32 protein-coding genes and 1 pseudogene are annotated in these 26,314 nt (G+C 40.3%); 7 read left to right on the top strand and 26 right to left on the bottom strand.

Annotated elements, in window-relative coordinates; translation table 11 throughout:
- Window positions 1–9: 9 nt before the first annotated feature.
- From rpmC to FEZ08_RS01995, 13 genes and pseudogenes are all read right to left on the bottom strand, one after another.
- Window positions 10–210, bottom strand: coding sequence for a 50S ribosomal protein L29 (rpmC, locus tag FEZ08_RS02055; RefSeq protein ID WP_138190035.1), 201 nt, complete (start codon window positions 208–210; stop codon window positions 10–12).
- Complete coding sequence (rplP, locus tag FEZ08_RS02050; RefSeq protein ID WP_138190034.1) at window positions 200–631, bottom strand: 50S ribosomal protein L16; 432 nt, start codon at window positions 629–631, stop codon at window positions 200–202. Before rplP ends, rpmC begins: the two co-directional genes overlap by 11 nt.
- 26 nt (window positions 632–657) lie before the next feature.
- The gene (rpsC, locus tag FEZ08_RS02045; protein ID WP_138190033.1) at window positions 658–1,305 is read right to left on the bottom strand and encodes a 30S ribosomal protein S3; all 648 of its coding nucleotides are present in this window, start codon (window positions 1,303–1,305) and stop codon (window positions 658–660) included.
- A 22-nt stretch (window positions 1,306–1,327) separates the two neighbouring features.
- On the bottom strand, window positions 1,328–1,666 hold the full coding sequence (rplV, locus tag FEZ08_RS02040; RefSeq protein ID WP_138190032.1) for a 50S ribosomal protein L22: 339 nt from the start codon (window positions 1,664–1,666) through the stop codon (window positions 1,328–1,330).
- 47 nt (window positions 1,667–1,713) lie between these two features.
- A complete protein-coding gene (rpsS, locus tag FEZ08_RS02035; protein ID WP_138190031.1) occupies window positions 1,714–1,992 on the bottom strand; it encodes a 30S ribosomal protein S19 in 279 nt (92 codons plus the stop codon).
- Between the two features lie 48 nt (window positions 1,993–2,040).
- Window positions 2,041–2,877, bottom strand: coding sequence for a 50S ribosomal protein L2 (gene rplB / locus FEZ08_RS02030; RefSeq protein WP_138190030.1), 837 nt, complete (start codon window positions 2,875–2,877; stop codon window positions 2,041–2,043).
- A gap of 27 nt (window positions 2,878–2,904) precedes the next feature.
- A complete protein-coding gene (gene rplW, locus FEZ08_RS02025) occupies window positions 2,905–3,189 on the bottom strand; it encodes a 50S ribosomal protein L23 (protein ID WP_138190029.1) in 285 nt (94 codons plus the stop codon).
- On the bottom strand, window positions 3,189–3,809 hold the full coding sequence (gene rplD / locus FEZ08_RS02020; protein ID WP_138190028.1) for a 50S ribosomal protein L4: 621 nt from the start codon (window positions 3,807–3,809) through the stop codon (window positions 3,189–3,191). Before rplD ends, rplW begins: the two co-directional genes overlap by 1 nt.
- 125 nt (window positions 3,810–3,934) lie before the next feature.
- Window positions 3,935–4,552 (bottom strand): annotated as a pseudogene (gene rplC / locus FEZ08_RS02015) (50S ribosomal protein L3); the annotation flags it as partial.
- Between the two features lie 25 nt (window positions 4,553–4,577).
- Window positions 4,578–4,883: a 30S ribosomal protein S10 gene (gene rpsJ, locus FEZ08_RS02010; RefSeq protein WP_138190026.1), complete on the bottom strand. Its 306-nt coding sequence runs from the start codon at window positions 4,881–4,883 to the stop codon at window positions 4,578–4,580.
- Window positions 4,884–5,123: 240 nt separating this feature from the next.
- Window positions 5,124–5,519: a DUF2752 domain-containing protein gene (locus tag FEZ08_RS02005; protein WP_199287989.1), complete on the bottom strand. Its 396-nt coding sequence runs from the start codon at window positions 5,517–5,519 to the stop codon at window positions 5,124–5,126.
- A 39-nt stretch (window positions 5,520–5,558) separates the two neighbouring features.
- Entirely contained in the window at window positions 5,559–5,957 is a 399-nt protein-coding gene (locus tag FEZ08_RS02000; RefSeq protein WP_138190024.1) for a DUF4234 domain-containing protein, read from the bottom strand.
- A gap of 91 nt (window positions 5,958–6,048) precedes the next feature.
- Window positions 6,049–7,242 carry an L-serine ammonia-lyase, iron-sulfur-dependent, subunit alpha gene (locus FEZ08_RS01995; protein WP_422386938.1) on the bottom strand — a complete coding sequence of 398 codons (1,194 nt, stop codon included), beginning with the start codon at window positions 7,240–7,242 and terminating at the stop codon, window positions 6,049–6,051.
- 121 nt (window positions 7,243–7,363) lie between these two features.
- Between FEZ08_RS01995 and FEZ08_RS01990 the strand changes: the two genes are divergently transcribed.
- Window positions 7,364–7,939, top strand: a complete 576-nt coding sequence (locus FEZ08_RS01990) for a PucR family transcriptional regulator (RefSeq protein WP_138190022.1) — start codon at window positions 7,364–7,366, stop codon at window positions 7,937–7,939.
- Between the two features lie 33 nt (window positions 7,940–7,972).
- Here FEZ08_RS01990 and FEZ08_RS01985 read toward each other — a convergent pair whose 3' ends face one another.
- From FEZ08_RS01985 to FEZ08_RS01970, 4 genes are read right to left on the bottom strand one after another with little or no spacing between them, the layout of a single operon-like run.
- The gene (locus tag FEZ08_RS01985; protein WP_138190021.1) at window positions 7,973–8,392 is read right to left on the bottom strand and encodes a gamma-glutamylcyclotransferase family protein; all 420 of its coding nucleotides are present in this window, start codon (window positions 8,390–8,392) and stop codon (window positions 7,973–7,975) included.
- A gap of 12 nt (window positions 8,393–8,404) precedes the next feature.
- Window positions 8,405–9,055: a pyroglutamyl-peptidase I gene (gene pcp, locus FEZ08_RS01980; protein ID WP_138190020.1), complete on the bottom strand. Its 651-nt coding sequence runs from the start codon at window positions 9,053–9,055 to the stop codon at window positions 8,405–8,407.
- A gap of 19 nt (window positions 9,056–9,074) precedes the next feature.
- Window positions 9,075–10,076, bottom strand: a complete 1,002-nt coding sequence (locus FEZ08_RS01975; protein WP_171014882.1) for a DUF979 domain-containing protein — start codon at window positions 10,074–10,076, stop codon at window positions 9,075–9,077.
- Between the two features lies 1 nt (window position 10,077).
- Window positions 10,078–10,788: a DUF969 domain-containing protein gene (locus FEZ08_RS01970; protein WP_138190019.1), complete on the bottom strand. Its 711-nt coding sequence runs from the start codon at window positions 10,786–10,788 to the stop codon at window positions 10,078–10,080.
- 246 nt (window positions 10,789–11,034) lie between these two features.
- On the opposite strand from FEZ08_RS01970, the gene FEZ08_RS01965 reads away from it, so the two are divergent.
- The 3 genes from FEZ08_RS01965 to FEZ08_RS01955 all read left to right on the top strand — a co-directional run bounded on the left by FEZ08_RS01965 (window position 11,035) and on the right by FEZ08_RS01955 (window position 13,993).
- Window positions 11,035–12,174: an ABC transporter ATP-binding protein gene (locus tag FEZ08_RS01965; RefSeq protein ID WP_138190018.1), complete on the top strand. Its 1,140-nt coding sequence runs from the start codon at window positions 11,035–11,037 to the stop codon at window positions 12,172–12,174.
- Window positions 12,175–12,311: 137 nt separating this feature from the next.
- Window positions 12,312–12,986, top strand: coding sequence for a response regulator transcription factor (locus FEZ08_RS01960; RefSeq protein ID WP_138190017.1), 675 nt, complete (start codon window positions 12,312–12,314; stop codon window positions 12,984–12,986).
- Window positions 12,983–13,993 carry a sensor histidine kinase gene (locus FEZ08_RS01955; RefSeq protein WP_138190016.1) on the top strand — a complete coding sequence of 337 codons (1,011 nt, stop codon included), beginning with the start codon at window positions 12,983–12,985 and terminating at the stop codon, window positions 13,991–13,993. The genes FEZ08_RS01960 and FEZ08_RS01955 overlap by 4 nt, the downstream gene beginning before the upstream one ends.
- Before the next feature lie 16 nt (window positions 13,994–14,009).
- On the opposite strand, the gene FEZ08_RS01950 is transcribed toward FEZ08_RS01955, so the two are convergent.
- Window positions 14,010–14,369, bottom strand: coding sequence for a MerR family transcriptional regulator (locus tag FEZ08_RS01950; RefSeq protein ID WP_138190015.1), 360 nt, complete (start codon window positions 14,367–14,369; stop codon window positions 14,010–14,012).
- A 74-nt stretch (window positions 14,370–14,443) separates the two neighbouring features.
- Here FEZ08_RS01950 and FEZ08_RS01945 point away from each other — a divergent pair, with 74 nt between their 5' ends.
- Window positions 14,444–14,815 carry a carboxymuconolactone decarboxylase family protein gene (locus FEZ08_RS01945; protein ID WP_138190014.1) on the top strand — a complete coding sequence of 124 codons (372 nt, stop codon included), beginning with the start codon at window positions 14,444–14,446 and terminating at the stop codon, window positions 14,813–14,815.
- 87 nt (window positions 14,816–14,902) lie between these two features.
- The gene (locus FEZ08_RS01940; protein ID WP_138190013.1) at window positions 14,903–15,358 is read left to right on the top strand and encodes a hypothetical protein; all 456 of its coding nucleotides are present in this window, start codon (window positions 14,903–14,905) and stop codon (window positions 15,356–15,358) included.
- A 32-nt stretch (window positions 15,359–15,390) separates the two neighbouring features.
- Here FEZ08_RS01940 and FEZ08_RS01935 read toward each other — a convergent pair whose 3' ends face one another.
- A complete protein-coding gene (locus FEZ08_RS01935) occupies window positions 15,391–16,062 on the bottom strand; it encodes a GAP family protein (RefSeq protein WP_138190012.1) in 672 nt (223 codons plus the stop codon).
- A 283-nt stretch (window positions 16,063–16,345) separates the two neighbouring features.
- Here FEZ08_RS01935 and FEZ08_RS01930 point away from each other — a divergent pair, with 283 nt between their 5' ends.
- Complete coding sequence (locus FEZ08_RS01930) at window positions 16,346–18,430, top strand: endonuclease/exonuclease/phosphatase family protein (protein ID WP_138190011.1); 2,085 nt, start codon at window positions 16,346–16,348, stop codon at window positions 18,428–18,430.
- A gap of 37 nt (window positions 18,431–18,467) precedes the next feature.
- Here FEZ08_RS01930 and FEZ08_RS01925 read toward each other — a convergent pair whose 3' ends face one another.
- The 7 genes from FEZ08_RS01925 to FEZ08_RS01895 all read right to left on the bottom strand — a co-directional run bounded on the left by FEZ08_RS01925 (window position 18,468) and on the right by FEZ08_RS01895 (window position 25,940).
- Window positions 18,468–18,728 (bottom strand): DUF1294 domain-containing protein, encoded by a 261-nt coding sequence (locus tag FEZ08_RS01925; protein ID WP_138190010.1) that lies wholly within the window; start codon window positions 18,726–18,728, stop codon window positions 18,468–18,470.
- Between the two features lie 12 nt (window positions 18,729–18,740).
- Window positions 18,741–19,505, bottom strand: a complete 765-nt coding sequence (locus tag FEZ08_RS01920; protein ID WP_138190009.1) for an NUDIX domain-containing protein — start codon at window positions 19,503–19,505, stop codon at window positions 18,741–18,743.
- A 205-nt stretch (window positions 19,506–19,710) separates the two neighbouring features.
- On the bottom strand, window positions 19,711–21,162 hold the full coding sequence (locus FEZ08_RS01915; protein ID WP_138190008.1) for a nicotinate phosphoribosyltransferase: 1,452 nt from the start codon (window positions 21,160–21,162) through the stop codon (window positions 19,711–19,713).
- A 13-nt stretch (window positions 21,163–21,175) separates the two neighbouring features.
- Window positions 21,176–21,880 (bottom strand): nicotinamide mononucleotide transporter family protein, encoded by a 705-nt coding sequence (locus FEZ08_RS01910; RefSeq protein ID WP_138190007.1) that lies wholly within the window; start codon window positions 21,878–21,880, stop codon window positions 21,176–21,178.
- Window positions 21,881–22,035: 155 nt separating this feature from the next.
- Entirely contained in the window at window positions 22,036–24,369 is a 2,334-nt protein-coding gene (locus tag FEZ08_RS01905; RefSeq protein ID WP_138190006.1) for a DEAD/DEAH box helicase, read from the bottom strand.
- Complete coding sequence (locus FEZ08_RS01900; protein ID WP_138190005.1) at window positions 24,369–25,103, bottom strand: hypothetical protein; 735 nt, start codon at window positions 25,101–25,103, stop codon at window positions 24,369–24,371. The genes FEZ08_RS01905 and FEZ08_RS01900 overlap by 1 nt, the downstream gene beginning before the upstream one ends.
- 3 nt (window positions 25,104–25,106) lie before the next feature.
- Window positions 25,107–25,940, bottom strand: coding sequence for an HNH endonuclease (locus FEZ08_RS01895; RefSeq protein ID WP_138190004.1), 834 nt, complete (start codon window positions 25,938–25,940; stop codon window positions 25,107–25,109).
- Between the last annotated feature and the right edge of the window lie 374 nt (window positions 25,941–26,314).

The following is a 26,314-nucleotide window of genomic DNA, read 5'->3' as shown; positions in this document are numbered from 1 at the left end:
CTCTCAGTTTTATTTCGTTTCACTCAATTCGTTTTGACGTAAAACGGTTAAAAGGCGTGCTATAGTTTTACGCACTTCTTTAATACGGGCTGTATTTTCAAGCTGTCCCGTTGCTAACTGAAAACGTAGATTGAATAACTCTTCTTTTAATTCTTTTACTTTTGCTGTAATTTCAGCATTACTAAGGTTACGAATCTCATTAGTTTTCATTTACATCACCACCATTTTCACGTTTTACAATTTTACATTTTACTGGTAGTTTGTGCATTGCCAGACGAAGCGCTTCACGTGCTACATCTTCAGGAACTCCTGCAACCTCAAACATAATTTTTCCAGATTTTACAACTGCTACCCATCCATCAGGAGCACCTTTACCAGATCCCATGCGGACTTCTAGGGGTTTTGCAGTTTTTGCCATGTCTGGGAAAATTTTAATCCATACTTTCCCACCACGTTTCATATGGCGTGTCATAGCAATACGGGCAGCTTCGATTTGACGGTTTGTGATCCAAGCACCATTTAAGGCTTGTAATCCATATTCACCAAATGCGATTTCTGTTCCACCTTTTGCTTTCCCTTCATATTTAATACGATGAGGGCGACGATATTTCGTACGTTTTGGCATTAACATAATTTTGCTCCTCCTTCCTAAGGTGATTATTTATTATTTTTTTTAGTTGGAAGGATTTCTCCTTTATAGATCCAAACTTTAACTCCCATTTTTCCGTAAGTTGTATCTGCTTCTTCATGAGAGTAATCAATATCAGCACGTAAAGTTTGTAAAGGTACGTTACCTTCACTGTATCCTTCAGTACGAGCCATGTCAGCTCCACCTAAACGACCACTTACAGCTGTTTTAATTCCTTTTGCACCGGCGCGCATAGTCGATTGAATTGCGCGTTTTTGGGCGATACGGAATGATACACGACGTTCTAACTGGTCAGCTATGCGGCGTGCCACAAGACGTGCAACCAAATCAGGATTTTTAATTTCTACAATATCGATGAAGACTTCACGGTTTACAAGCTTTTTAACTTCAGCACGTAAACGCTCGATATCAGCTCCACCTTTACCAATGACGAATCCTGGTTTCGCTGTATGAATTGTAATATTCACTCGATTACCGTCTTTACGTTCAATTTCAATTTGACTTACATCAGCGCGTTTTAATTTATTGAAAATAAAATCGCGAATTTTAATATCTTCGTGTAAGAATGTTGCATAATCTTTGTCTGCGTACCAACGTGATTCCCAGTCGCGGATAATTCCAACACGTAATCCTATCGGACTTACTTTTTGACCCATTGTTTCTCGCCTCCTTCTAAACTTATTCTTTTTCAGCTACCACTACTGTGATATGACTAGTTCTTTTGAAAATACTTGATGCTTGTCCTTTAGCACGTGGACGGTAACGTTTTAACGTTGGTCCCTCATTGACATATACTGCCTTCACATACAAGTCATCAATATTCATATTATAGTTGTGTTCTGCATTTGCAACTGCTGACTTTAAAACTTTTTCAACAATTGGGCTTGCTGCTTTATTCGTATGGTATAAAACTGAGAATGCTTCTCCAACATTTTTACCACGAATTAAATCTACAACAAGGCGAGCCTTACGTGCGGTAACACGTACCATGCGAGCTTCTGCTTTTGCCTCTTGCATTAGATATGCCTCCTTCCGCAATTAATGATTATTATTACAGAATTTTATTATTTCTTTTTAGTTTTTTTGTCATCCGCATGCCCTTTGTAAGTGCGTGTCGGAGCAAATTCTCCTAATTTATGTCCTACCATATCTTCAGTTACATATACTGGAATATGTTCGCGACCATTATGGACTGCAAATGTATGTCCAATAAACTGAGGAAAGATCGTTGAACGGCGTGACCAAGTTTGAATTACTTCTTTCTTGTTGTCAGCTTCAAGCTTTTCAACTTTTTTCATTAAGTAATCATCACAGAATGGTCCTTTTTTCAGACTTCTAGCCATTGAAATTGCCTCCTTTCTGAATCTTGCGCTTCAGATGATTTTTCATCCTTATTTTTGTTTACGACGACGTACGATTAAATCCGAAGATGCTTTCTTTTTGTCGCGAGTTTTCAGACCTAATGCTGGTTTACCCCAAGGAGTAACTGGTGATTTACGTCCGATTGGTGTACGTCCTTCACCACCACCGTGAGGGTGATCGTTAGGGTTCATTACAGAACCACGTACAGTAGGCTTGATACCTTTCCAACGGCTGCGACCAGCTTTACCAACATTTACAAGTTCATGGAATCCGTTTCCAACTTCACCAACCGTAGCACGGCAAGCTCCTAAGATGTAACGAACTTCTCCTGAACGAAGACGTACAAGAACATATTTTCCTTCACGTCCAAGAATTTGTGCGCTTGTTCCAGCAGAACGGACAAGTTGTCCTCCGCGTCCTGGGTACAATTCGATGTTGTGGATAACAGTTCCGACAGGAATTTTTTCCAACGGAAGAGCGTTCCCAACTTTGATATCTGCGCTTTCACCTGATTCAATAAGTGTTCCCACTGTTAATCCCTCAGGTGCGATGATGTAACGTTTTTCACCATCTAAATAATGGATAAGTGCGATGTTTGCAGAGCGGTTTGGATCGTATTCGATTGTAGCCACTTTACCAGGCACTCCATCTTTATTACGTTTGAAGTCAATGATACGGTATTGGCGTTTGTGCCCTCCACCGTGATGACGAACGGTAATTTTACCTTGGTTATTACGTCCACCTTTTTTACTTAAAGGTGCTAACAACGTTTTTTCTGGCTTGTCAGTCGTTAATGTTGCTTTGAAATCAATTGTTGTCATGTTACGACGACCATTCGTTGTTGGTTTGTAAACCTTAATAGCCATGGATAATTCCCTCCTTCTCTACAAATTTTAGAATAATTCGATACCTTTGCTATCAGCAGCTAATGTGATAATAGCTTTACGGCTTCGATTTGTTTTCCCTGTATAGCGTCCAACGCGTTTAGTCTTCGGTTTAACATTCATAATGTTAACTGAAGCAACTTTTACTCCTGGGAATAATGCTTCGACTGCTTGACGCACGGCAACTTTGTTAGTTCCGTAAGCAACTTCGAATACATATTTTCCGAGTTGATTCATATACGCGGTTTTCTCAGTAATGATTGGGCGCTTAATAATGTCTGCGTAGCTCTTCATTATGCAAGCACCTCCTCAAAGTATTTTACAGTGTCTACTGTCATAATGATTGTATCGTAGTTTGCTAAGTCCAGAACACTCGTAGAATGTCCGCTTAATAAACTTGCATTTTCAATGTTACGTACTGATAAAGCAACATTTTCGTTTACATCATTAGCAACGATTAATGGTTTGTTAGCTGAAAACTTACTAAACATTTCAATAATTGCTTTTGTTTTTGGTGTATCTAATGATAAAGAATCAACGACTACCAATTTATTTTCAAGTACTTTCGTTGAAAGCATTGAACGTAATGCTAATCGGTACACTTTTTTATTGATACGGAATCCGTATGAACGAGGTGTCGGTCCGAATACGATTCCACCACCACGCCATTGCGGTGAACGAATAGATCCTTGACGAGCACGTCCTGTTCCTTTTTGGCGCCATGGTTTACGACCACCACCACGAACTTCCGAACGATTTTTTGCTTTGTGTGTACCTTGTCTTAATGATGCTCGTTGCATAATAATTGCATCAAACATCGCTTGTTGATGAGGCTCAATTCCGAATACTGCATCACTAATAGTAATGTCTTTCCCTTTTGAACCATCCTGTTTATACACAGTTAACTTAGGCATCTGTGTTTCCTCCTTTCGACTGTAATCAATTATTCAGCCGTTTCTGGTGCGTCTGCTGATTCAGCTGGCACTTCAACAACCGGGTTATAGTTAACGAGTGAACGTCCTTCTTTGTTGTTCACTGCTTTTGAAGCATTTGACAACACTACAAGTGAACGTTTTGCCCCAGGCACATTTCCGCGAACAAGAATGATGTTATTTTCAAGATCAACTTGTACGACTTCAAGATTTTGAATTGTTACAGTTTTGCTTCCCATATGTCCTGGTAATTTTTTACCTTTGAATACGCGGTTCGCAGCAACTGCACCCATTGAACCTGGGCGGCGGTGATAACGAGAACCGTGAGCCATTGGTCCGCGGCTTTGTCCGTGACGTTTGATTGCCCCTTGGAACCCTTTACCTTTTGAAGTTCCGGTTGCATCAATGATTTCACCAGCGACAAAGATGTCTGCAGCGATTTCGCTACCTACTTCTGCATCAATTTCGAAGTCTCTGATTTCGCGAATGAAGCGCTTAGGATTGGTATTTGCTTTTTTAACATGACCAAGTTCTGGTTTGTTGGCTAAGCGTTCTGGTTTGTCTTCAAATCCAAGTTGCACTGCATTGTATCCATCAGTAGCTTCTGATTTCTTTTGCAATACAACGTTAGGTGTGATTTGAATAACAGTAACCGGAATCAATTCGCCTTCAACGTCGAACACTTGAGTCATACCGACTTTGCGTCCTAAGATTCCTTTTGCCATTTAAGGCACCTCCTAAATTTGTTTTCTACAATTTAATGTCAATTTCAACACCTGCTGGTAACTGTAAGTTCTCCAACGCTGAAATTGTATTTTGTGTCCAACTTTTCAATTCGATTAAACGTTTATGTGTACGCATCTCAAATTGTTCACGAGAATCTTTGTATTTGTGTACCGCACGTAAGATTGTGTACACTGATTTCTCAGTTGGAAGTGGGATTGGTCCAGATACTTCTGCACCACTAACTTTCGCAGCTTCAACGATTTTGATCGCTGATTGATCAATTAACTTATGATCGTAAGCTTTTAAGCGAATGCGAATTTTGTTTGCCATTTTTGTGTCCTCCTTTCAATTTTTAGGACTTGCTCCGTGTGAATTCCCCGATACCAGGCTGGCAAGCCGCCTAAACCAAGACAACTCTTCCATGTGTATCGGCAACCTCGCACTTCAACGCAGCCATACCTTCCTATGTTATCATAAAAAGCCTCGATAAATCAAGGCTTTTTTTCAGTTTATTTGATTTTTTTACAGCTCTAATTTTTAGGCAAATTTCACCTAACAAACAAATGATTTCTATGACCCAAAAATCATTCGCCATATTGTTGGGAAGAAAGCATCCTGATTAAAATCCATCGGCTCGCTATGCGGGAAGAGTAAAATCATTCTTACTACATAAACTACCAAAACAATAACCGTGATGACAATCCAGAATCGCTCGCTTAAATATATTTTTTGCAGCCAGCTGTTATACTTATGAAAAATAAGTACAACAGCACCAAAAGGAACCATCCAAAAAAGCGGATGGTAGTAAAAGGCACCAGCGAGATCACCATGGAGCAGCGCCAGGTAGGCGCGGGTCATACCGCAGCCGGGGCATGGCAGGCCGGTGATGTTATGGATGATGCACAATTGATCATTGCCCATGATTATAAAAGCGAAAAGGACTAGTGCCGTCCCAACGACGAGCACTAGTCCCTCCTTCTTCAATAAAGAATTTTTCATAACTAATTATTGAGCGTAAGGATTATTGTTTGCTGTATTCATTGAAGCGTAATCCCATAAGTTATTTAAATCGCTTTGTAAGATTGCTGAACCAATGATTCCGAATCCGAAGATCGCAAGGATCAAGTAAAGGATTGAGTTATCATTTGTTGGCATACCCGCTTTTTGTTGTGCAAGTGTGACTTTTTTAGCGATTTGGTACCACCAGTACATTCCGTAAATACCACAAGTAATGATTGAAAGTAAAACAACCATTCCACCACTTGTTCCATTATAATCTTCATTGTACATTTTTAATTGGTTTGTTGTACTTGCCATCCAAATAAAATAGTAAATACCACAAGTTACAATCGACAAGATGATTACCGCTGCGATTGATTTCTTATTCATAGCTAAGTTTCCCATAATATATATTCCTCCTAAGAATTTGAATTCATTTTACGAAAAATTAAACAAATTGTCAAGGGATATTGGAACATTGTTACATAATAGGCGTTTAGTCATAATTATTAAAATGCTTAGCCAGTCCGCCTTGCGCCGTTTCCCGATAAGCATATGGCAAGTCTTTACCGGTTTCATACATTACCTGAACAACCGTATCAAAGCTAACCAATTCAGTCTCACACAACTGCTCTGCCAGCTCACATGATGTCTGCGCCAAATGAGCAGCTACCGCATTCCGCTGAATGCAAGGAATTTGTACATAACCGTAAACCGGGTCACAAGTCAAACCAAGTTGATGCTCCATAGCAATCTCCGCCGCGGCTTCAATAATATCTATCGAAAAGCCACGCAATTGCGCCAAAGCCGCCGCCGCCATCGACGTCGCCGTACCAACCTCAGCCTGACACCCGGCCTCGGCACCGCTTATCGAAGCATTGGTTTTAACCAAATTGCCAATCAGTCCGGCTACCTTTAAAGCATCAATAATTGCCGCATCGCTGTATCCCGCTTCTTCCTGAGCAAAGCGCAACACTGCCGGTATTGTCCCGCTGGCACCACATGTCGGTGCGGTCACAACTAAACTGGAAGCCGAAGCATTTTCCTCATTTACCGCGTACGCATAACTTGACAAACGCAAACTCGGCGTACCCTTCTTATAAAGCATCGCTGCCTTACGCGGCACCTGCAACACACCCATCAATTTACCATTAGCATGAATTCCACGTTCAATAGACTGCTTCATCGTCTGCCAAACCTCTGTCAAGTATGTGCCAAGCTCCGGCTCAAAGTTATCAACATATTCAACCAAACTAATCTGCTGATGGCAACACCACTTAGCAATATCGGCAAAAGTCCGGTGCGGATACACATATATCGCTGCCTCCCGGGTCACTTCACCTTCAATCTCAATCTCACCGCCGCCAACACTATAAACTAACCAATCGCCGGTCAACTCATCATTAGCATCAAAACCACGAATCCGCATCGCATTAGAATGCCTCGGCATATTCACCGTAACTTCCCAATCGAACTCCACCCGATCCTCACCCAAAGTCTTGGCAATAATATAATCCGTCAAATGCCCCTTACCGGTCAATGCCAGTGAACCATACAGAACTACCGCAAAACGAACGCTTTCGGGGAAGCGTTCCCTAAACAACTCGGCTGCCCTTTGCGGCCCCATCGTATGAGACGACGATGGCCCGAATCCTATCTTATATATATCAGCAATACTGTACACAAACATCACTCCGCTTCATTTCAATATTAATTATACTATTCCTGCGGCAAATATACCACACCACAAATCATTGAATTTTCTGCCATTTCTGATACACTAAAAGAAACTACTTTACAGGAGGTTTGCTATGTACTGTCGCTTATTAACCTTTCGTTTTCAAAATACTTTTTCACGCGATGAACTCATCTCGCTCTTTGAAAACGACGAATTTTCCAGCCGTCTGATCCATAGCGCCGATACTCATCTGACCATCCTGCAAAAACACAGCGAACTTTCAAAGTTCCACAACTTTGATTACCAGGGCCTACACGGCGCCCTCGAACAAGACAGCCATACAAATATCCTGCTCTGGATTGGCAGAATTTTTCCTGAAACCATCGATATTGATGACATGCTGATGCAACATCAGATGATTTTCCAAGATCACAACCAAGAATACAGTCTAAAAACCTTTGAGCAAGTTTTAATTCCACAATTAAAAGATGTCAGCGAACTCCCATTTTATATCGACCTCAGCGATGAACTCATTGACACGGCCATTGCTTTTATCAGCAACAATCTAAATTCGAGTCAAGCCGCCCAGTCACTTTACCTGCATCGCAACACCCTCAACTATCGCCTCGACAAAATCGTGAGCTACAGCGGTATTGATATTCGCACCTTCGAAGGCGCTTTGGTCTTCTATCTTTATTATCAGAATTAAAAACCGGCCGCGGGGTCTGCCCGCGGCCGGTTTCTATTTTTCCTCCATAAATTGGCGCCAAGAGCCATGGGGGATATAAATTCGTTTATTTAAGAACTCAACATCTAAGTCAGCGTTGTAGTGATACACCGGTGCTTGACCAATAACCTCATTTTCAAGATTATAGATCGGCATCAAAATATGATTGTACTCATTACGCGGATCATTTGGTCCGTAGTAACTTTCGATTTTATTGAGTATCGGCTTGAGGTCTTCAAGATTATTGACTTCCATATACTCACCATAAACCCAATCATCACCGCTAATTAAAGCCGGGTACCCTTTGTGAGCAAGGTGGTATAAACTGCCGCGCACTTTGGCGGGAATAACTTGTTTCACATGACCGTTCAGACTTTTGTCATAATTCCAAAAGCCAGTCATTAAACTGCCATAAACAAAAATTGCATTTTCCATTTTGGCACCGCCTTAATGAGTTTGTCCCGCTACCACATTAATATCTTCAGTATTTTCAACTGCAGCTTCCACTGCGGCAGTTAATGCTGTTGCCATTTGTTCTAGTGATAACGATGGTGTATTTGGTTTAGTAAGTACTTGTTCCGGCAGGAACGGAACATGGATGAAGCCACCCTTCATGTGAGCAAAAGCCGGATTGGTGTTGATGTGATACAAAACACCATACATGATGTGGTTGCAAACAAAGGTTCCGGCAGTGTTTGATAAAGCGGCTGGTACGCCAGCTGCTTTCATCGCTTCTACCATTGCTTTTACCGGCAAGTTGCTGAAGTATGCAGCGGCGCCGTCAGCATAAACCGGTACGTTGAGCGGTTGATTGCCTTTGTTGTCAGCGATGCGGGCGTCATCAACATTGATGGCGACGCGTTCCGGCGTCATTTCAAAGCGACCACCGGCTTGACCGACACAAATGACGATGTCAGGGTTGTGTTCGGTCATCGCCGCAACGACAGTGTCGATTGCGGCACCGAAAACAGTCGGTACTTCAACTTTGACAATTGTCGCTCCGGCAATTGTTTCAGGGATTTTTTTCACTGCTTCAAAAGCAGGATTGATGGCTTCGCCGCCGAATGGGTCAAAGCCGGTAATTAATACTTTAGTCATGGTTTCTACCTCCTATGGTTTAAAACACTAAACATAGTCCATACATCAAGGCAATATGGACAACCAACATTGCTAAAGCAACTGGTGCTTGATACTTTATAATTGTATACTGTGATTTAGTTTCAAGCAAGTTTGCCGGTACAATATTGAAGTTGGCTGCCATAGGTGTCAGCAGGGTACCGCAGTATCCAGCAGTTAAACCGAGAGCTCCGACAATAGCCGGGTTACCGCCTTGCATGATAACAAAAGGTACGCCAATTCCGGTAGTGATAACCGCAAAGGCTGCGAAACCGTTCCCCATAATAATGGTAAACAGCGCCATACCGATACAGTAGATAATAATACCAATAAGCAAGTTGCCGCCTGGTACAACCCCGGCAAGCAAATCACCAATAACATTACCAACTCCGGCAGCAGTGAACAATGCTCCTAATGCTGCTAAAAGCTGCGGTAAGATGCTTGCCGGCCCCATTTGTTGTAATAGCCGACTTGAGTCAGTAACAACATTTGAAAGTTTTGAACGGGTTAACAGCAATACACATACTAACCCGATAACCGCTGACAAACCGATAGCGATTTGTCCACCGAGACCTTTTTGAGCATCTGGCATAATATTTGGCAATAATTGAGCAATTAACATTGCTGAAAGTGCCAATACAATTGATGGAATGAACACTTTGTTACCAAGTTTGGCAGCCCGTTCTTCTTTCAAAGCGTTGCTGATTGATTCAAAGTGACTCATATTTACTTGTTTAAACGCTGAGAGAATACCCAGCACAATTACCAATAGCCCTACTACTTGCGGCGGAATGCCGGCACCCATAACGCCATCGGCGTCAACTTTGCCTACAAAACCACCGAGAATAAAAATAAGTCCGGTAATAATCCAAAATGCCGAGCCACCAAAACGGGTTTTGTTTTCTTTATCTTGAAAAACCATTACCCCGCAGGCGATAAGCAAAAAGCCAGCGAGGGCATAGAAAGCTTCTAAAATAATATTCCAGTTAAAATCCAATACCATATTATTCTTGCCCCTTTCCGTTTGCTTTAATTTTACGATCTAATAAGTAGAACTGAACGCCCGCTAAAAGCAAAGCAATAATTGCAACCGGTAGACTCCAAAGCGCTACCTGAGAGGCAGTTACCTCACCATAGCCTAAATCAGCTAAGGTTCCGACAATCAGCAATACTCCGCTTGAAGCAAGGAATGTATTCTGCGCAAAAAAGTTTCCGTAATTTTCCGAAGCTGCTGCTGCACCCTTAATCTCATCTTCAAGATTGCTATCAACAGTTCCTTCAACTTCTGCTGCAGCTTGCGCCATCGGCTCGACCAATGGCCGTACAAATTGCGGGTGCCCGCCTAAACGCAGTGAGAAAAACCCGGCAACTTCACGAATTGCCTGATAGAAAGTTAAAATCCGGCCGCTGGTTGCAACCTTCATGCCTTTAATCATCGTCATCGCCCGCTCACGCAAACCATAGCGCTCGCCGATACCTATCACCGGCAGCGTCAGGAAAAACAAACTCATCAAACGGTTGTTTACAAATGCCGAACCCAAAGTCGTCAGCGCGGTATCAAAACCATTCGTCAACGATCCTAAAACATCGTTAATGTTGAAAGCACCGATTAATGCTGTCACGATTCCGGCGAATAAAACCACCGCCAATGAATCTAATTTCAAAGCAAAACCAATGACAATAATCAAAATTCCGATTAGTACCCAATAATTCATATAGTTACCTCCTATTTTTTTATTGTTCAAAATTATATATTATTTCGAAGTACAAAGCAACACATTTTCACATATGGCTAGCAAATTTTCTTATTTAGAAAGTACGAACCGGCCGCGGGCCACCCCCGCGGCCGGTTCCAATCTTCTCTCCCAAAAAAACATTTTTGTGCACATTGCACATATACTTCGATAGCGTCGCGTTGGTATACTAGCAGTAAGATATTAATCACAAAGGAGACTATTGAAATGGCTGAAATGCGTTTAGAACATATTTACAAATCTTATGATGGCAAAGTGAATATGGTAAAAGATTTTAATTTAAATATTGAACATGGTGAATTTATCGTTTTTGTTGGTCCGTCTGGGTGCGGGAAATCAACAACGTTGCGGATGATTGCTGGTTTGGAAGAAATTACTGCCGGAGAATTCTACATTGACGATAAACTGATGAATAATGTTGAACCAAAAGATCGTGACATCGCGATGGTGTTCCAATCATACGCACTTTATCCACATATGAGTGTTTATGACAATATGGCTTTTGCTTTAAAATTACGCAAGATTCCTAAAGCAGAAATTGATCAGCGTGTACGTGAAACTGCAGAAATGCTTGGACTTTCTGATTTGTTGAAGAGAAAGCCGAAGGCTTTGTCGGGCGGGCAACGTCAACGGGTTGCTTTGGGACGCGCCGCAGTGCGCGAGCCGAAAGTGTTCTTGATGGATGAGCCTTTATCAAACTTGGATGCTAAGTTACGCGGACACATGCGTACTGAGTTAATTAAATTGCACAAACGTGTTGGGGCAACAACTATCTATGTAACTCATGACCAAACTGAGGCAATGACAATGGCCGATCGTATCGTGGTTATGAAAGATGGTATTGTCCAACAAATCGATACGCCGAAACATCTATATGACAATCCAAACAACTTATTTGTCGCTGGATTTATCGGTGCACCAGCGATGAACTTTATTCGCGGAACAATTAATGGTGATTTCTTTGAATTTGGCGGGCATCAATTTACCATTCCTGAAGGCAAGTTGAAAGATTTGAATGCCGGCAATTATCAAGGCAAAGAAGTAATTATGGGGATTCGCCCGGAAAACTTAAGCAATGCGCCGTTGATGCAACAAACATATCCTAAAGCTTCAATTGAAGTAACTGTTGAAGTTGCCGAATTATTAGGCCATGAATATAATCTGCACTTTACCGTTGGTGGTCAGGAAATGGTTGCGGTTATTGAAACCCGTACATTAATTCATGCCGATGATGTTATTGAGATTACTTTTGATATGAATAAAGTACATTTCTTTGATACCGAAACTGAGGAACGGATTGTGCATCCAAGTCTAAAATCAGAAGTATCAGCCATTACTGCTGAGTAAAATACCTTCGGGCGGAATGCTGCGCTCCACTTATTGCATGCACTCCCGTCAACTGAAAACAAGCCATTCTTAGTCCTCAATGGCTTGTTTTTTTATGTGTTTTTCGGTACACTTAAGAATGTACAAGGAGGGATAACATGTTCAAAATATTAATTATTGAAGATGAACCAACTATTGCAGAAATTCTGGCTGAGAATATTGATCGCTGGGGATTTGAAGCTCATGTAATTAAGGACTTTCATAATATTCTTGGTGAGTTTGCCGAGGTTAATCCACAACTCGTATTGCTTGATATTCAATTACCGAGTTTTGACGGCTTTTATTGGTGCCAGAAAATCCGCGAAGTTTCTAATGTCCCGATTATCTTTATCTCGTCTCGGACGACCAATATGGATATTGTCATGGCAATGAATATGGGTGGTGATGATTACATCACTAAACCATTCGAGCTTGATGTTGTTATTGCAAAAATTCAAGCTATTTTGCGACGAACTTATTCATATCAGGAAACCAATACTGATGTTATTACTTACAACGATATTTTACTCAACATTAAGGACAGCACGGTTCACCACAATGAACTGCAATGTGAATTGACCAAAAATGAGTTTAAGATTTTATATATTCTTATTAAAAAACACGGTGAGATTATCAGCCGTGACCATTTAATGCGTGAACTTTGGAATACCGATAGTTTTATCGATGACAATACCTTAACGGTTAATATTAATCGTTTGCGAAAAAAACTGAGTCAAATTCATCTTGATGATTTGATCGAAACGAAGAAAAGCTTAGGATATATTATAAAATGACCCTAGCCACTTATTTTCGTTCACGCTTTCTCTTTTTGATTGCCATTGTTTTTATCATTGCTTTTACAACAGTTTACAGCATTATCAGCGGCATGACACCAACCTTCCTTTATTTGATGTTTGTTTTAGATTTCGGCTTGATTTCTGTTGTCGTTGTTGATTTCGCTCGCTGTATTATTGAAGCACGCAAACTTCAGAAAATTGCTGATAGCATCACCGAAACAACCAGTCTTACTTTACCGGAAACCAGCGATGCTTACAGTAAGGTCTACCAGCAAATTATTCAAAATACGTTTGCTCAGACTGCTAAGCAAACAGAGAAATTACACCAGAAGATTGATCACGATGCTGACTACTACACCACGTGGATTCATCAAATAAAAACCCCGATAACTGCAACCAGATTAATTTTGGACACCAATCGTAATATCGAAAATGAACGCATATTTCTGCAACTTGAGCAAGAAGTCGACAAGATTGAACAGTATGCCACCATGGCACTTTACTACTCGCGACTTAATGACTTCCACCAAGATTATGCGATTGCCGCGGTTGATTTGGGAGAAATGACGAAAATGGTCACCAAGAAACTGGCGAACATTTTCATTTACAAAAACATTCGCATTGAAAACAATGCCGCCGATCTGCAAGTATATTCTGATAAAAAATGGCTGGAGTTCATCATTGAACAGATTACCACCAATGCCTTAAAGTATACTTCTAAAGGCGGCACCATAACGTTTGCTACTGCTGAAAACGACCATGAAATTACGTTTTCCATCAGTGATACCGGCATTGGTATTTCAAGCGTTGATTTACCTCGGGTGTTTCAACGCAGTTTTACCGGCAGCGCCGGACGTAAAGTCCAAAACACTTCAGGTATTGGACTTTATATGTGTGCTACTTTGGCACAAAAACTTGGTCATCAGCTGACAATTGAATCTGCTGTTGGTGTTGGTACAACACTAACGATTCATTTTAATAAGAACAGTAAAATGTTTGATTAAAAAAGAGCAATACTTGTTATTGCTCTTTTTCCATTTCTTCATAAAATTTAATCTTATTAGCTATTGCGGTCTGACCATCGATAATTATTGCCAGCTCTTTTTGCATTTTTTCTTGATGTTCAATGAGTAACGCTTTTCGTTGAGTCAGAGTACCCTCTCCTGCAGAACGCAATTCACTATATTCAATTATTTTGGCGAGCGGCATCTGTGTTGCTTTTAGTTTCTTAATAAAGGCAACCCATTCCAAATCACGTTTACTATATATTCGATAACCATGTTCATTTCTATCCGGCTTTAATAAGCCGATTTTTTCATAGTAACGTAAAGTATCTATTGAAAATCCGGTTTGTTCAGAAAATTCTTTCATTAAAAACATTTTAAAACTCCTTGCTATAGAGTGTACTCCGTAGTTTATGGTAATAGTATACCAAATAAAAGGAGCGAATAAAAATGAAATATAATTTTAAACTTGGTCAGGAAAATCTCAGCAGAATAGATGGTGCGGCCGGAGAAAGGGTGATTGCTTCACTTCAAGATGTAGCACCCGACATTGCAACCTACATTATTGAATTTGCTTTTGGTGAAATATATTCTCGTGAATACCTTAATTTTCACCAGCGCGAACTTATCACCATTTCTTCGTTGGCAACCCAAGGCGGATGCGAAGCACAGCTTGAGGTGCATATTCATGGTGCCCTCAATGTTGGCGCCACAAAGCATGAAATTATCGAAACTTTCATTCAATTAGTTCCATATATCGGCTTTCCTAAAGTTCTTAATGCCGTTCAAGTCGCAAAAACAGTCTTCAAAACAGTGGAATGACAAACCACCACATGTGGTTTCGTCGCTTTTTTACAATAACAGCTTAGCAGTCTCATGATATACTAAAGGTAACAAAGGAGTGAGCTTATGGAACATTTAGTTTATTGTGACAAGCAAGGAAAAGTACTGAATAAATTATTGGATGGCAGCAAAACCAAAATAATTCGTGGTGCGGCCGGCCGTAAATTGCCGCATAGCCGGGTATTTGCCGGCGAAACTTTATATTTTGTTGAGAATGATGGTTCGGGCATGATTAAAGCCAAAGCTCAAGTAAAATCAGTCTTCAACTCAGAGAAAATGACACCCGAGGAATCAATTGCAATTATTGATGCTGAGGCGGCAGCACTCAACTTGAGTCCCAAACAATATGACCGTTGGGCCGGCAAAAAAGTGCTCTGCATTATTGAAGTTGAAAATGTTGAGCCAATTGAGCCAATGGAATACGACCGCCAAAAGAACATGGATGACTGGATAACCGTTGAGGATATTCATTCCATCCTTGTTGGTGGCGAAGGCGGTTATGAAAGTCTTCGGATAAAATAGAAAAACGGCTGACCTCGGGTCAGCCGTTTTTTTCAACTAATCGCTTTAGCAATAATATCTAAGCCAATAACAACAAGCAGAACCGCCATAATAATAACGTTGTAATATTTCAGCCAATCCCAAACTTTATGCAGCGTTGCTTCTAAACGGTTGCCAAGCACCATAAAGATAATTGTCGGTATAAGAATTGTTGAACTTGCCAACAAAATGAAGCTGGCAATGATCAGCGTCGCCGCATTGGCTGCCAAGTTGAGTGCCCCAACTTGCACACCGGCACCAAGTGCCAGCAGCATATCTTCAGGATTCAGCGCTGAAAGCGCGAAACCCAGAAGTAAGGCTCCGGCAGGACCAATTGTAGTCAGCGCTTTTAACCAGCGCGAAGTATGCACATCAGCTTTAGAACGTGGCCGCTTACTGAATTGCCGCATCCCCAACAATACTAGCGCTACCCCTAATATAAACAAACTAATGCGATAGGCCATTGTCGGCACCCAAGTAATATTGACCGTTAACGAACCTAAAAAATAAGCAATAGCAAATACAACACTCACACCAACAACCCAGCCAATGGAGAACAAAATACTATTGCGTCGCGGTTTGTCGCCAAGCAGAATAATCATAAGCCCAATGATTGGCACCGGACTAACAGCAATCCCGATCGCCGGCAACAATATTGCTCTAAACGCCTCACCCAAAGCTACCATCTCCCTTTATACTCCAAATATACACTTGCAATCGCAGTCTTTCAATCAAGATGCAATAAAAACCGGGATGAACCTTGGTTCGTCCCGGTTTCAAATTTTTCCTGAAAGATTATTATATTTTGTGAATACTTATTCAGTTCTTGATATACTTATGGTAGTGCGCTGTTTTAATGACAACTGCCCAGTGTAGATGAGATAGATGTTGTAAAATTTTTCAGAAAGGAGTCAGGAAAGTTCAGAAAATTGAATAGAGTTATGGTTAGATTTTAGGAGGATTTTATTAATGAAAAGATTTTTTAAGATTGTAAGTAGCAGCATTGTTGCAATAGCATTATTATTTATTACCTTGCCACAATTTCCGGTTACTGCGGCCTTTACGGCTATCCACGATATCCAAGGTACTACCCACACGTCACCTTTAGTTGGTCAAACCGTTTCAGTGCAGGGAGTAGTCACCTCACTTGATGTCAACAAAGGCTTGCAAGGCTTCTATATTCAAGCAAAAAGTGTTGATGAGGATAATGATCCGCGCACGGCTGAAGGCATTTATGTCAAATTAGCCAGTCCAATTACCAGCGGATGGACAACAAAAGAAGGTAACTTTGTTGAGGTTGATGGGATTGTCGCAGAATTACCAGCTGCTACATATTCTGGCAGCGCGGCCGCTGAACTGACGCAAACAGCGATCAGTTCAGCCACTATAGTGAGCACTGATTCCGGCGACTACTTAGATGAGGTTTCAATTCAACTACTTGGTGACGGCGGTTTGACGATTCCTCACCAAACAGTGAAAAACGGAAGTATGAGCGATGACTTAGATATAACTTCAGCAATGGATTTCTTTGAGGCGCTCGAAGGTATGCGAGTACAAGTCAATGACCCGCAACTAGTCGCGCCACCAAGTTATGACACTTACAATGTAACGGTGCAAAGCCCTGGCGGACAATTGAAAAGTGCTAACGGTGGCATTATTGCTACCCCTGATTCAAGTCACTATGATATTTTAAATCTGCAAGTTCCTTACGCATTTTCTAATCAAGCCGGCATGTCTAATATGCTTGGCCAAACCGGGGACACCATTAACGGTTCTTTAACCGGGGTTATGACTTATAATTATACGCAGTATAAAATATTTTTAGATTATAACCAATTCAATTCCAGCACCAAAACCTTCAAACCTGAAGTTGCCACTTTCAACGAGAAAAACATTCAACAAATGGTAACCAGCTTAAGCTCTAGCAATGATGTTTTAACCGTCGCCGCATTCAACGTTGAAAATTACAGCGCAATGCCAAATAAAACCAGCGATGAGAAGTCATTGCAAGTAGCCAAAGGAATTGTTACTAATCTTGGCGCTCCCGACATTGTCAGCCTCGAGGAAATTCAAGATAATTCCGGTAATAACAAAGGTGATGGTACTTCTGCTGCTGACCAAAGTATTCAGCGCTTACTTGATGACATCATTGCTGTAGGCGGACCAAATTATCAAGCCCTTAACATTGATCCTGAATTCAATCAAGACGGCGGTGCTACCAATGGTAACATTCGCGTCGTCATTCTTTACAACCCCGACCGCGTTGAAGCACTCAATGTACAAGCCGGTGACCATACAACTGCTGCTACAATTCAAGATACTGACGGAGAAGCAATGCTAGTGCAGAACCCGGCACGTATCGGTGTTGGCAGCACTAACTTTATTTCAACCCGTAAATCGCTAGTCGGACAATTCCGCTTTAATGATGAAGTTGTAACCGTTATTGGTAATCACTTCTCATCTAAAGGCGGCGATGAAGGCATGTTCGGCATCAACCAACCACCAACCTTACATAGCGAAACTAAACGTATTGAACAGGCTCGTGAAGTAAATGCTTTTGTTCAATCAATGTTAGCTATCAATCCCGATGCCCACATTGTCGTTCTTGGCGACATGAATGATTATGAATTCACTCCCGTATTACAAACATTAAGCGGCAACGAACTTACTAATATGACTAATAGCTTACCCGCTGAAACCCGGTACAGCTATCTCTATCAAGGTCGTCAGCAAACCCTCGACCACATCTTAGTCAACAGCAAACACCTGGCGCAAACCCAAATTGAAGCTATCCACATGAATGCTGATTTCACTGTGAAAAACGGTCAAGTCAGTGACCACGACCCAATGATTATCAGTATGCAAGTAAAAGCGAATGACATTGAGGATTCTAGCAACAACAATACTGACAAAACGACTGAAAACCAAACCGGTTCAAACAGTAACTCAAACCTGCCACAAACTGGTGGCACTCCGGCCGAAACTATTATCGTCGGTATCATCATTGTAGCCTTAGGTACTACTGTTTGGTTCAAAACTCGTAAATCTGAATAAAAGAAAAAAGCGGTGCAAGTCGAGACTTGCACCGCTTTCATTTTCCTATATAAAACAAACCGCCAACCCAGACGATTGCTGCCAGCCAATAGACCAGCACGAAATACCACTTCCGGCATTTGTGGCGCCATAAATACATGCCGACCAGCCCACCCGGTGCTCCGCCAGCGACCGCCAAGAACAATAAAGTCTGCTCAGCAACACGTGACTTATGCTTAATCGCCCGACGCTTATCCACAACCATCGCAATCAAAAGCGCAACACTCATCATAACGACGTATATAATTAACAACTCCATGCAAGCACCCACTTACTTCAACCGATAGACAAAAGCTGCCCGGCCAACATTTCCTTTAGCCTTGCCAACTTTTTCCAAATACGGTTTCAACTTCCGACAATGATTTTCATACTCAACCGGAATCCCTAAGAACGCCTGGTACAAGCGATTAGTCGTCTTCAAATCAAAAGGTGCCTTCAAAGCATGCAACAAAATCGGCTCATAATACAACTTATTTTTAATCCGCAAATATGCCATCCGTACAATCCGGTCATGGTCAAAAGCAAGCGCCGCATCATCCGGCCGCACCGCTGTCTGCTCAGCACCCTCAAAAGCAATCTCCAAGCGCACATCCTTCTCAGCTGAATATAGCTCCAAATAATCAGCACGCACCCGCACTGCAAACCAAGCTGAATCCGCCGCGTCATCAGCTGCCCGAACAACACTTGCCTCTTCCAGAAATGCTAAATACGCAATCGACATAATCCAACCGCGCGGATCACGCCCCGGACGCGTAAAAGTATACAACTGCTCGATACTCTCGCGCGAAACCGCAACCCCGGTTTCTTCCAGCGTTTCACGCATCACTGCCTCCGGCGCCGATTCATCCGAGTTAATGAATCCACCCGCCAAAGCCCAACAATCCTGAAATGGATGACGCTTCCGCTTCACCAACAATATCTGCAACTGTTCATGGGCATCATCATACGCAAACGGCACAATATCCACCGTCACTGACGGCTGCTCATAATCAGTAATCTTATACTCCTGCAAAAAATCTTTCTCAGTATTATTCATATTTATCACACCTTATTAATAGATTGATTTCCACAAGGGACTAGCAAATCAAAGATTTGCGTCGAAAAACGATTCACGCAAGGTACTAGCACAAGCGCGTCGGAAATCGTAGGAAACTGGCAAAAATTGTGATTGAGCGTATCCAAAGATACGTGATTGAGCAATTTTTGTCAGTTTGCATAGATTGCGAACGTTTTTCAACAATCTATTTTCCCTCCAGTCCAGACGGGAACGCATGTGGCACCAAATCCTCATTTTCCTTAACCTCATCCCAACCATACAACTTCACAATGCCACCATCACGATACACCGTCTGCAAAATCGTGTCCGGATGATATTCCCCTAGAGGAAGCTGGTCAATGTTGACGGTTTCGACGCGACCGTCCCCATTGACAATCGTGTCCAAACGCCCACGTTTAGACACCTTACCGCGATCAGTAATCGGCGACTTATACACATCTTGCAGCTTAAACGCATCACCAGCACCTAAACCAATTGCCGAACACTTCATCGCAAACTTATGGGTATCGCGATTAATTGACGACTGATAATTACCTTGCAACAAAGCACCACCGACTCCAAAAGCAATATTCTCTGCCGAGTACCCTTCCTTCTTCATCGTCAGCAAGATATCATAAATCACATTCTCAGAAACGCCATCGCCCTGCAAAATACGGATTTTATTCAACACCTTGTAGCCTTTGGAATTCAGCGTCACGCCAAAATGCTTCTCAGCACTCTCCAACGTAAACAAAATATTCGTCAAAGCATCACCACTATCCGGACGAATCACCACAAAACCATCATGCGCCATAATCACATCATGCAACTCAACACCAAACTTATTCTCAACCGCCTCATAAAAATTATACGAATCCGAAACAATACTAATCAACGGAAATTCATCATGCTTCTCAATCATATTCCGGAACGCATCGCTCTCACGCTCGCGTCCCCACGACGTCATCGTCGAATGCTCACTCGCCGGCACGCTAAAGCCGGCCTGCTCCGCACCATAATAATCACGCGCATACAGCAACGCTGCCAAAGTATCAGTACCCATAAAATTCACCAAGTGTGACATCCCGCCAATACCGGCGCTCTCCTCACTCGACGCCCCGCGATAACCAAAATCATGCAGCTTAAACGGCAACTCACTCTCAGCATTATCACTCGTCAGCTCCAAAAACGCACCAATCATCCGATGCACCTTATAACTAAACGTCGTCACCGTCACCGGATACCACACCTTCATCAACAAAGTCTCCGCCCAGCCAACAATCCACGGCACATTCGCATCAGTACTCTCAACCGTCACCAACGCATTATGATTGCGCACAATCGCACCCTCCGGCACCGCACGAATTAACAACGGCAACTTTCCGTCAAGAACCTCAACAATATATTTCCAGCCATCGTAATTAAACGGCACCCCATGCCAAGCCGCGATAGCTGCCGCCTCGTCAACCATCGCCATCGTCACCCGACGTTCCAAATATTCCTTCAGCAAATACTGCAAACCGAAAAATCGCGTGTAGCCATACGCCCCGCCACGACTCTCGATATAATCAAACATATACGTCATACCATCAGGAAACTGCTGAAAATGCGACAACTTATAACTATCCGTCTGTAAAATTAAATTTTTCTCTTTCATAAGAAACAACTCCCTACTTGTTATTCTTATACTGATCATACAAAGCAAATACAACATTCACTTGATACAGCACCGTTTGCAACGCAAAAATCGCATTCCCGGTCGTAACATTAATAATGAACCAAACAATATTGCTGGCGAACCAGAACCACCACGCAAACTTAAACTGCGCAATCATTGTCCCCTGCGCAATCGTCCCGAGGATGATTGCTAAAATATTCAACCCAATAAACATCCCGGTCATTTCTACGAAATAACCATTAAACCACAAGTAGCCAACAATCGCTGCCGCAATCACCAAGAAGATACCACTCACGACCAAGCCCACCTTGTGCGCCTTCTTCGTCTGAATCGTACCATCATCCTGCTTGCTCTTGTTCCAGGCAATCATCCCCCACAAATGTGTCGCACCATAGAAAATCGGATTAATTGCCAGCCCAAAAGCACCATAACTCGCCTGAATAATAATCTCACCAATATTCACCACGAACCCGGTCACATTCCCGCTATTCCGACGAATCGCCAGCAAGTACACACACAAGTACCCACCACAAGCCACCGCCAACTTAAACGCCTCAAACCAAACCGTCGAAGTCTGCGGATCAAAAAATAACACCGAAATCAAAATCGAAAGCAGTACACCACTAACTAAGAACCCTATCGCGTAGGCCTTCTGCCCACGCTCATCATTCGTCAAATAATCCATCAGCTTATTCATAAGAAAAACACCTCTATTTCTCCTGGGGCGGTGTTTACGGACGCCCAATGCATCCGCAATACCACCGCCCTTTTAATGGTATAATACCATTTAAAAATAAAGGTGTCAATATAAATGGTTTTTTGCCATTAAATCACAATGTAAACCCACTTATTTTATAAATACCTTTTGACTTCCTTAATTACTTCTTCCTCTAACTCCATCACTTTTTCTCTATCTAAAATTAGTTCTTCATCTGATATTTCTTCCACACACTTGATAACCTGTTCAATATTGTCAGAAGATATACCATATCTTAAAAGTAATATTTCTTTTTCTTCAAATCTACCATACTTTATTAGATTACAAAAGGTTATTGCTTTTTCAAAGTATACTGGTTCTGTAATTTTATTTCTTTCTGCGTATTTCATAAATTGTGCCCAAAAAACATCTAACAGCTTGAAATCTATTATCTTATCTAAATAGTCATAAGTATCAAAAATAAGTTGGTCATAACTAAATGCATCTATTCCATTTTCAATATGAAATAATGGTATCAGGTTCTTTGCTTCTTTATCTGGAAAATTTACAACTTTATGAGTAAATCTTAATTTCATACTACCCGTCTCATCTTTGGAGAGAATATACCGATATCTATAACGAACAATCTCACGAAAGGTTTTCCCACCAATTTTCCAGATAAAAATTTGTATAGCAGTTGATAAAACAGATTTCTCTGTTTTTGTTAACTTTCTCAATAAGTAATTCTCATATAAAGAACGAAAACACTCTTTTAACTCTTCTCTACGAGCTTTAGTCATTTCTTTATACTGTATAGGAGAAATTATTGTTTTACTATCAACTGGAAATAAAATCATTAATATCCTTTCTAATAATTGATCTAATTCAATACCGGAAAATCTCTCTATAACACTATTAGGCAAAGAAAAGTCATCATTAAAGTCATCCGTTATTATTGCTGAAATAAATTCAGTGAATTCAGTATCTAAACTTTGATCTTCTTGATCAATGTCTAACAAAGAAGTACTATTTAGGGTTGGTTCTACTGTTATCAATTTACGCATTTTAGGAATATGACTTAATTTCCCTAAAACTACTAACCCATAGTCAAATTCATCATTTATTGTTGGCCGTCCAGCTCTACCTATAATATTCTTTAATAGTAGCGCTTCCCCCTCCCATTTATCAATCCAAACAATATCAAATGGCATATTTATCCCTTGAGCTAATGTTGATGTACAAAAACATATTTTACAATACCCAGATTTAATAAACTCTTCAATGACAACTCGAGCATTTAGAGGTAAAGAACCATGGTGCATGGCTACCCCTTGTTTAAGTAAACTTAGTGTAGCAGAGTACTCTAACTTGCTTTCTTCAACATCTCCGCCTATAATTTTTTCTAGCTTTTCAACATAGGGAGCAACTTTATTATATGGGACATTAATTGAATCGATATATTCTTTGAACCATTTACTTTGCAAATATTCATGTCTATATATCTTAGCCTTAGAAGTATACACCAACAATGTTGATCCATTAAGGAGTTTCCGCTTAATAGGATCTTGGATAGTTTTAACCCTTCTATTGCCAAATACTTTTATGTTAATTCCAAAGTGGAAAAATTCATCATTATTCTCATCATAGGCCAAAAACATCTGGCCAACCGATTTCTCTTTGTATAAGGTAGATGAGCTTTTCTGGTTTAAGTCTAGTTTATTTCTCGATATTTGCGCTTCAGGATTAGCCACAAAGGGATGTGCAAAAACAATCTTTGCTTTCAAAAAAAATTTATTAATTCTTCTAATCACAGAATCATATAGTACACTCCTAAAACCTGCATCATTTATTAATTGTGCTTCATCAACTAAGACTAGTTCTAGTTGAATATCCGACTTGAACTTAAACAACATTCTGGCACGTTCTGGGGTCAAAACAAATATCCTACGGGAAGTGTTTTTTTTATTAATAATGTCTACAAATGGTAGAACACTTACATTTTTAGCTAAATTCAAAGTATCAAGTTTAATTAAGTATTCATTTATTAGCGCCCTCGATGGAACGATAATAACAATATCGCCGGTTGCTTTAGTTATTAAAGAAGTAAATACATAAGATTTCCCAATACCAGTAGGGGCAGAGAAACTGTAAACTTTATTTGAGTCAATCTTTGCTCTAATACTGTTTTGAACAGGAGTAAATTTTATATTATTCACATTAGCATTAATAGTTTTATTATATAGAGAAAAAATTAGTCCTTCTAAATCATCAAAATCTGGCGAAATATCTTTGTAAAACAATCCCATTATATTTAATATTTTTTCTTCCCAAGGTTTAAATATTTCTGGATAATATTCTTTTATATAGGCAAGTTTTTCAAGCGTGTCTGCACCAATTGGACCGTTAAAAAAAATATCTCTTTCACACTCATTCATGATTTCATCAAAGTTCATAGTACCATCTAATAATTCATTCAGTAATGTTCCCATTAATCCCCAATCCCTCTCAATTTCACTCCAACACAAAACAATGCTTTTATACTTGTTTTGGAGAGTATACTATTTACTGACGGATGCTTTGACAGTTTTTTAATAAGTTGTTCATCTTTTGATATATTTGAAAATCCAATCGCAATCTTATAACTTTTTTCACGAAAATTTATTATTGATTTTTCTGGTAAAAAACTTCTAATTTCTGTTACGTCTCTATTAGTTTTCTTTAAGGCCAAAAATTTTTCTACTTGTTGCAATGCAGCAATATAATGGCTGCTGCCATTTTTGTATTTTGCTTCTCCAAAAACAATATTATCATCTGCACATATAGTTAAAAAGTCGAATCCAGGATTACCAGATTTTTTGTCTTTTATAAGTTCTGGCAGAATTACTCGTTGGTGTTTTAATCGATCCTCTAGTGTTAGCATTGCGATCATCGATACTAAGTATTCAGCCATCTCACAATTAACACCAACAACATTTTCATTTTTATTAATTATCTTTTGAATCATTTCCACTGTTTCATCAATTCTTATAGAGAATGACTCATAATCTATTTCGTCTGAAATTTTACTAAGCCACGAGTTTTTATATTTTTGAGTGGTAATCTCTTTCATAATTGAGATTAGTTCCTTTTTATTTTCTGGAACAGCAGTTAATATATATATATTTGAATCAAAAAAATTCTGTTGTGCTTCATTTGTCCCTGTAAAAATTAGTTCATACTTCATACACTATTCCTCTATTAATCCGATCAACATTTTTATATCTAAATCAATCTCCAAAACATGCACCCTCCGATGACAATTAGGACATAAGGCAACAGTATTCTCTATCGTATCTTCTCCACCTCTAGAGAGCCATACAATATGATGACATTCTAAATATGGTTCTCCTTGTTTATCTTTAAATGGTGCATCCTCGCCACATAACTCACAAACACCTTTAGCTCTTTGTTTGGTAAATGTTGCAATAACAGGATCTCGCCCATAAACTTTAGTTGTGGTTTCACGTAAAGTAAACCTATTAATCTCGCTTCTTTTATGTGCCAACCTTGCCAATTCATCATAGTTCAGTTTCTTTACTTTTTTTATTCCTCGCTCAAAAGTATTACCTTTTGCTATACTTCGTAATTCAATAATATCATTCGGTATTTCTTTTACATCTAGCTCAAGCGGAAACATAATAACGTTTCGCACCACATTATCACTATCTAGTTGTTCAGACCAGAAGAACTCATCTACAAGCGTAGCAGTTCCACAATATATGTATTCATTTGCATGAAAAACCTCAAACAAGTGAACAGTGACTCCATTTGTATTCGAATCAGCTAAAGTTGAATTTTGTCCACTTAACTTCTGATCTCCAGTCATCCCCATTCCGGTATAATGAATAACTCTATCATTTTGCCATTGATCATCATAGAGACCTTTCGTATGATTCACAATCAGCACCAAACAATTATTCTTATTTGATTTCCGCATTCCACCTTGAGGTGCACACGAAAAACCATCCGCCACTTCAGCGTTGGTATATTTTTCCCATAATGAAAAACTACTAATATCCATCTATAACTACATCCCAATAATATAAAGATTCTAATAATATAATTTCATTATACAATTTTTTCACACACTAGTGAAGCGTTTTCACAAAATCGTCAATTACGCTGAACTTTTTAACATTATTGCTTCTACTGATTGCATCCCGTATAATAAACTTCTGAGGTGGATAACAGAATACAATTATTGATTTATGCGATCCACAAATACGTTTAGATAAACAAAAAAGAGATTGCCCATCAATCTCTTTTTTTATATTTATAAAGTAACAATCGGTTGCAAAATAAGTATGTCCGATTCAATTACTTATCCCCCGCGAATTAAGTTGCATTCCCCCAGAAAATATTGAACACGCATCCCCCGGAACTCTTTCCTCTATA

Source organism: Culicoidibacter larvae, from assembly GCF_005771635.1.
GTDB classification, from domain to species: domain Bacteria; phylum Bacillota_I; class Bacilli_A; order Culicoidibacterales; family Culicoidibacteraceae; genus Culicoidibacter; species Culicoidibacter larvae.
The sequence above is the reverse complement of the archived record's forward strand: the minus strand, read 5'-3'. Positions and strand labels throughout refer to the sequence as shown.

What these genes read in the sequence shown, in the direction of transcription:
- rpmC (WP_138190035.1), bottom strand. Translation starts at nt 210, where the DNA reads ATGAAAACTAATGAGATTCGTAACCTTAGTAATGCTGAAATTACAGCA.
- rplP (WP_138190034.1), bottom strand. Translation starts at nt 631, where the DNA reads ATGTTAATGCCAAAACGTACGAAATATCGTCGCCCTCATCGTATTAAA.
- rpsC (WP_138190033.1), bottom strand. Translation starts at nt 1,305, where the DNA reads ATGGGTCAAAAAGTAAGTCCGATAGGATTACGTGTTGGAATTATCCGC.
- rplV (WP_138190032.1), bottom strand. Translation starts at nt 1,666, where the DNA reads ATGCAAGAGGCAAAAGCAGAAGCTCGCATGGTACGTGTTACCGCACGT.
- rpsS (WP_138190031.1), bottom strand. Translation starts at nt 1,992, where the DNA reads ATGGCTAGAAGTCTGAAAAAAGGACCATTCTGTGATGATTACTTAATG.
- rplB (WP_138190030.1), bottom strand. Translation starts at nt 2,877, where the DNA reads ATGGCTATTAAGGTTTACAAACCAACAACGAATGGTCGTCGTAACATG.
- rplW (WP_138190029.1), bottom strand. Translation starts at nt 3,189, where the DNA reads ATGAAGAGCTACGCAGACATTATTAAGCGCCCAATCATTACTGAGAAA.
- rplD (WP_138190028.1), bottom strand. Translation starts at nt 3,809, where the DNA reads ATGCCTAAGTTAACTGTGTATAAACAGGATGGTTCAAAAGGGAAAGAC.
- rpsJ (WP_138190026.1), bottom strand. Translation starts at nt 4,883, where the DNA reads ATGGCAAACAAAATTCGCATTCGCTTAAAAGCTTACGATCATAAGTTA.
- FEZ08_RS02000 (WP_138190024.1), bottom strand. Translation starts at nt 5,957, where the DNA reads ATGGGAAACTTAGCTATGAATAAGAAATCAATCGCAGCGGTAATCATC.
- FEZ08_RS01995 (WP_422386938.1), bottom strand. Translation starts at nt 7,242, where the DNA reads ATGTTTGTGTACAGTATTGCTGATATATATAAGATAGGATTCGGGCCA.
- FEZ08_RS01990 (WP_138190022.1), top strand. Translation starts at nt 7,364, where the DNA reads ATGTACTGTCGCTTATTAACCTTTCGTTTTCAAAATACTTTTTCACGC.
- FEZ08_RS01985 (WP_138190021.1), bottom strand. Translation starts at nt 8,392, where the DNA reads ATGGAAAATGCAATTTTTGTTTATGGCAGTTTAATGACTGGCTTTTGG.
- pcp (WP_138190020.1), bottom strand. Translation starts at nt 9,055, where the DNA reads ATGACTAAAGTATTAATTACCGGCTTTGACCCATTCGGCGGCGAAGCC.
- FEZ08_RS01975 (WP_171014882.1), bottom strand. Translation starts at nt 10,076, where the DNA reads ATGGTATTGGATTTTAACTGGAATATTATTTTAGAAGCTTTCTATGCC.
- FEZ08_RS01970 (WP_138190019.1), bottom strand. Translation starts at nt 10,788, where the DNA reads ATGAATTATTGGGTACTAATCGGAATTTTGATTATTGTCATTGGTTTT.
- FEZ08_RS01965 (WP_138190018.1), top strand. Translation starts at nt 11,035, where the DNA reads ATGGCTGAAATGCGTTTAGAACATATTTACAAATCTTATGATGGCAAA.
- FEZ08_RS01960 (WP_138190017.1), top strand. Translation starts at nt 12,312, where the DNA reads ATGTTCAAAATATTAATTATTGAAGATGAACCAACTATTGCAGAAATT.
- FEZ08_RS01955 (WP_138190016.1), top strand. Translation starts at nt 12,983, where the DNA reads ATGACCCTAGCCACTTATTTTCGTTCACGCTTTCTCTTTTTGATTGCC.
- FEZ08_RS01950 (WP_138190015.1), bottom strand. Translation starts at nt 14,369, where the DNA reads ATGTTTTTAATGAAAGAATTTTCTGAACAAACCGGATTTTCAATAGAT.
- FEZ08_RS01945 (WP_138190014.1), top strand. Translation starts at nt 14,444, where the DNA reads ATGAAATATAATTTTAAACTTGGTCAGGAAAATCTCAGCAGAATAGAT.
- FEZ08_RS01940 (WP_138190013.1), top strand. Translation starts at nt 14,903, where the DNA reads ATGGAACATTTAGTTTATTGTGACAAGCAAGGAAAAGTACTGAATAAA.
- FEZ08_RS01935 (WP_138190012.1), bottom strand. Translation starts at nt 16,062, where the DNA reads ATGGTAGCTTTGGGTGAGGCGTTTAGAGCAATATTGTTGCCGGCGATC.
- FEZ08_RS01930 (WP_138190011.1), top strand. Translation starts at nt 16,346, where the DNA reads ATGAAAAGATTTTTTAAGATTGTAAGTAGCAGCATTGTTGCAATAGCA.
- FEZ08_RS01925 (WP_138190010.1), bottom strand. Translation starts at nt 18,728, where the DNA reads ATGGAGTTGTTAATTATATACGTCGTTATGATGAGTGTTGCGCTTTTG.
- FEZ08_RS01920 (WP_138190009.1), bottom strand. Translation starts at nt 19,505, where the DNA reads ATGAATAATACTGAGAAAGATTTTTTGCAGGAGTATAAGATTACTGAT.
- FEZ08_RS01915 (WP_138190008.1), bottom strand. Translation starts at nt 21,162, where the DNA reads ATGAAAGAGAAAAATTTAATTTTACAGACGGATAGTTATAAGTTGTCG.
- FEZ08_RS01910 (WP_138190007.1), bottom strand. Translation starts at nt 21,880, where the DNA reads ATGAATAAGCTGATGGATTATTTGACGAATGATGAGCGTGGGCAGAAG.
- FEZ08_RS01905 (WP_138190006.1), bottom strand. Translation starts at nt 24,369, where the DNA reads ATGGGAACATTACTGAATGAATTATTAGATGGTACTATGAACTTTGAT.
- FEZ08_RS01900 (WP_138190005.1), bottom strand. Translation starts at nt 25,103, where the DNA reads ATGAAGTATGAACTAATTTTTACAGGGACAAATGAAGCACAACAGAAT.
- FEZ08_RS01895 (WP_138190004.1), bottom strand. Translation starts at nt 25,940, where the DNA reads ATGGATATTAGTAGTTTTTCATTATGGGAAAAATATACCAACGCTGAA.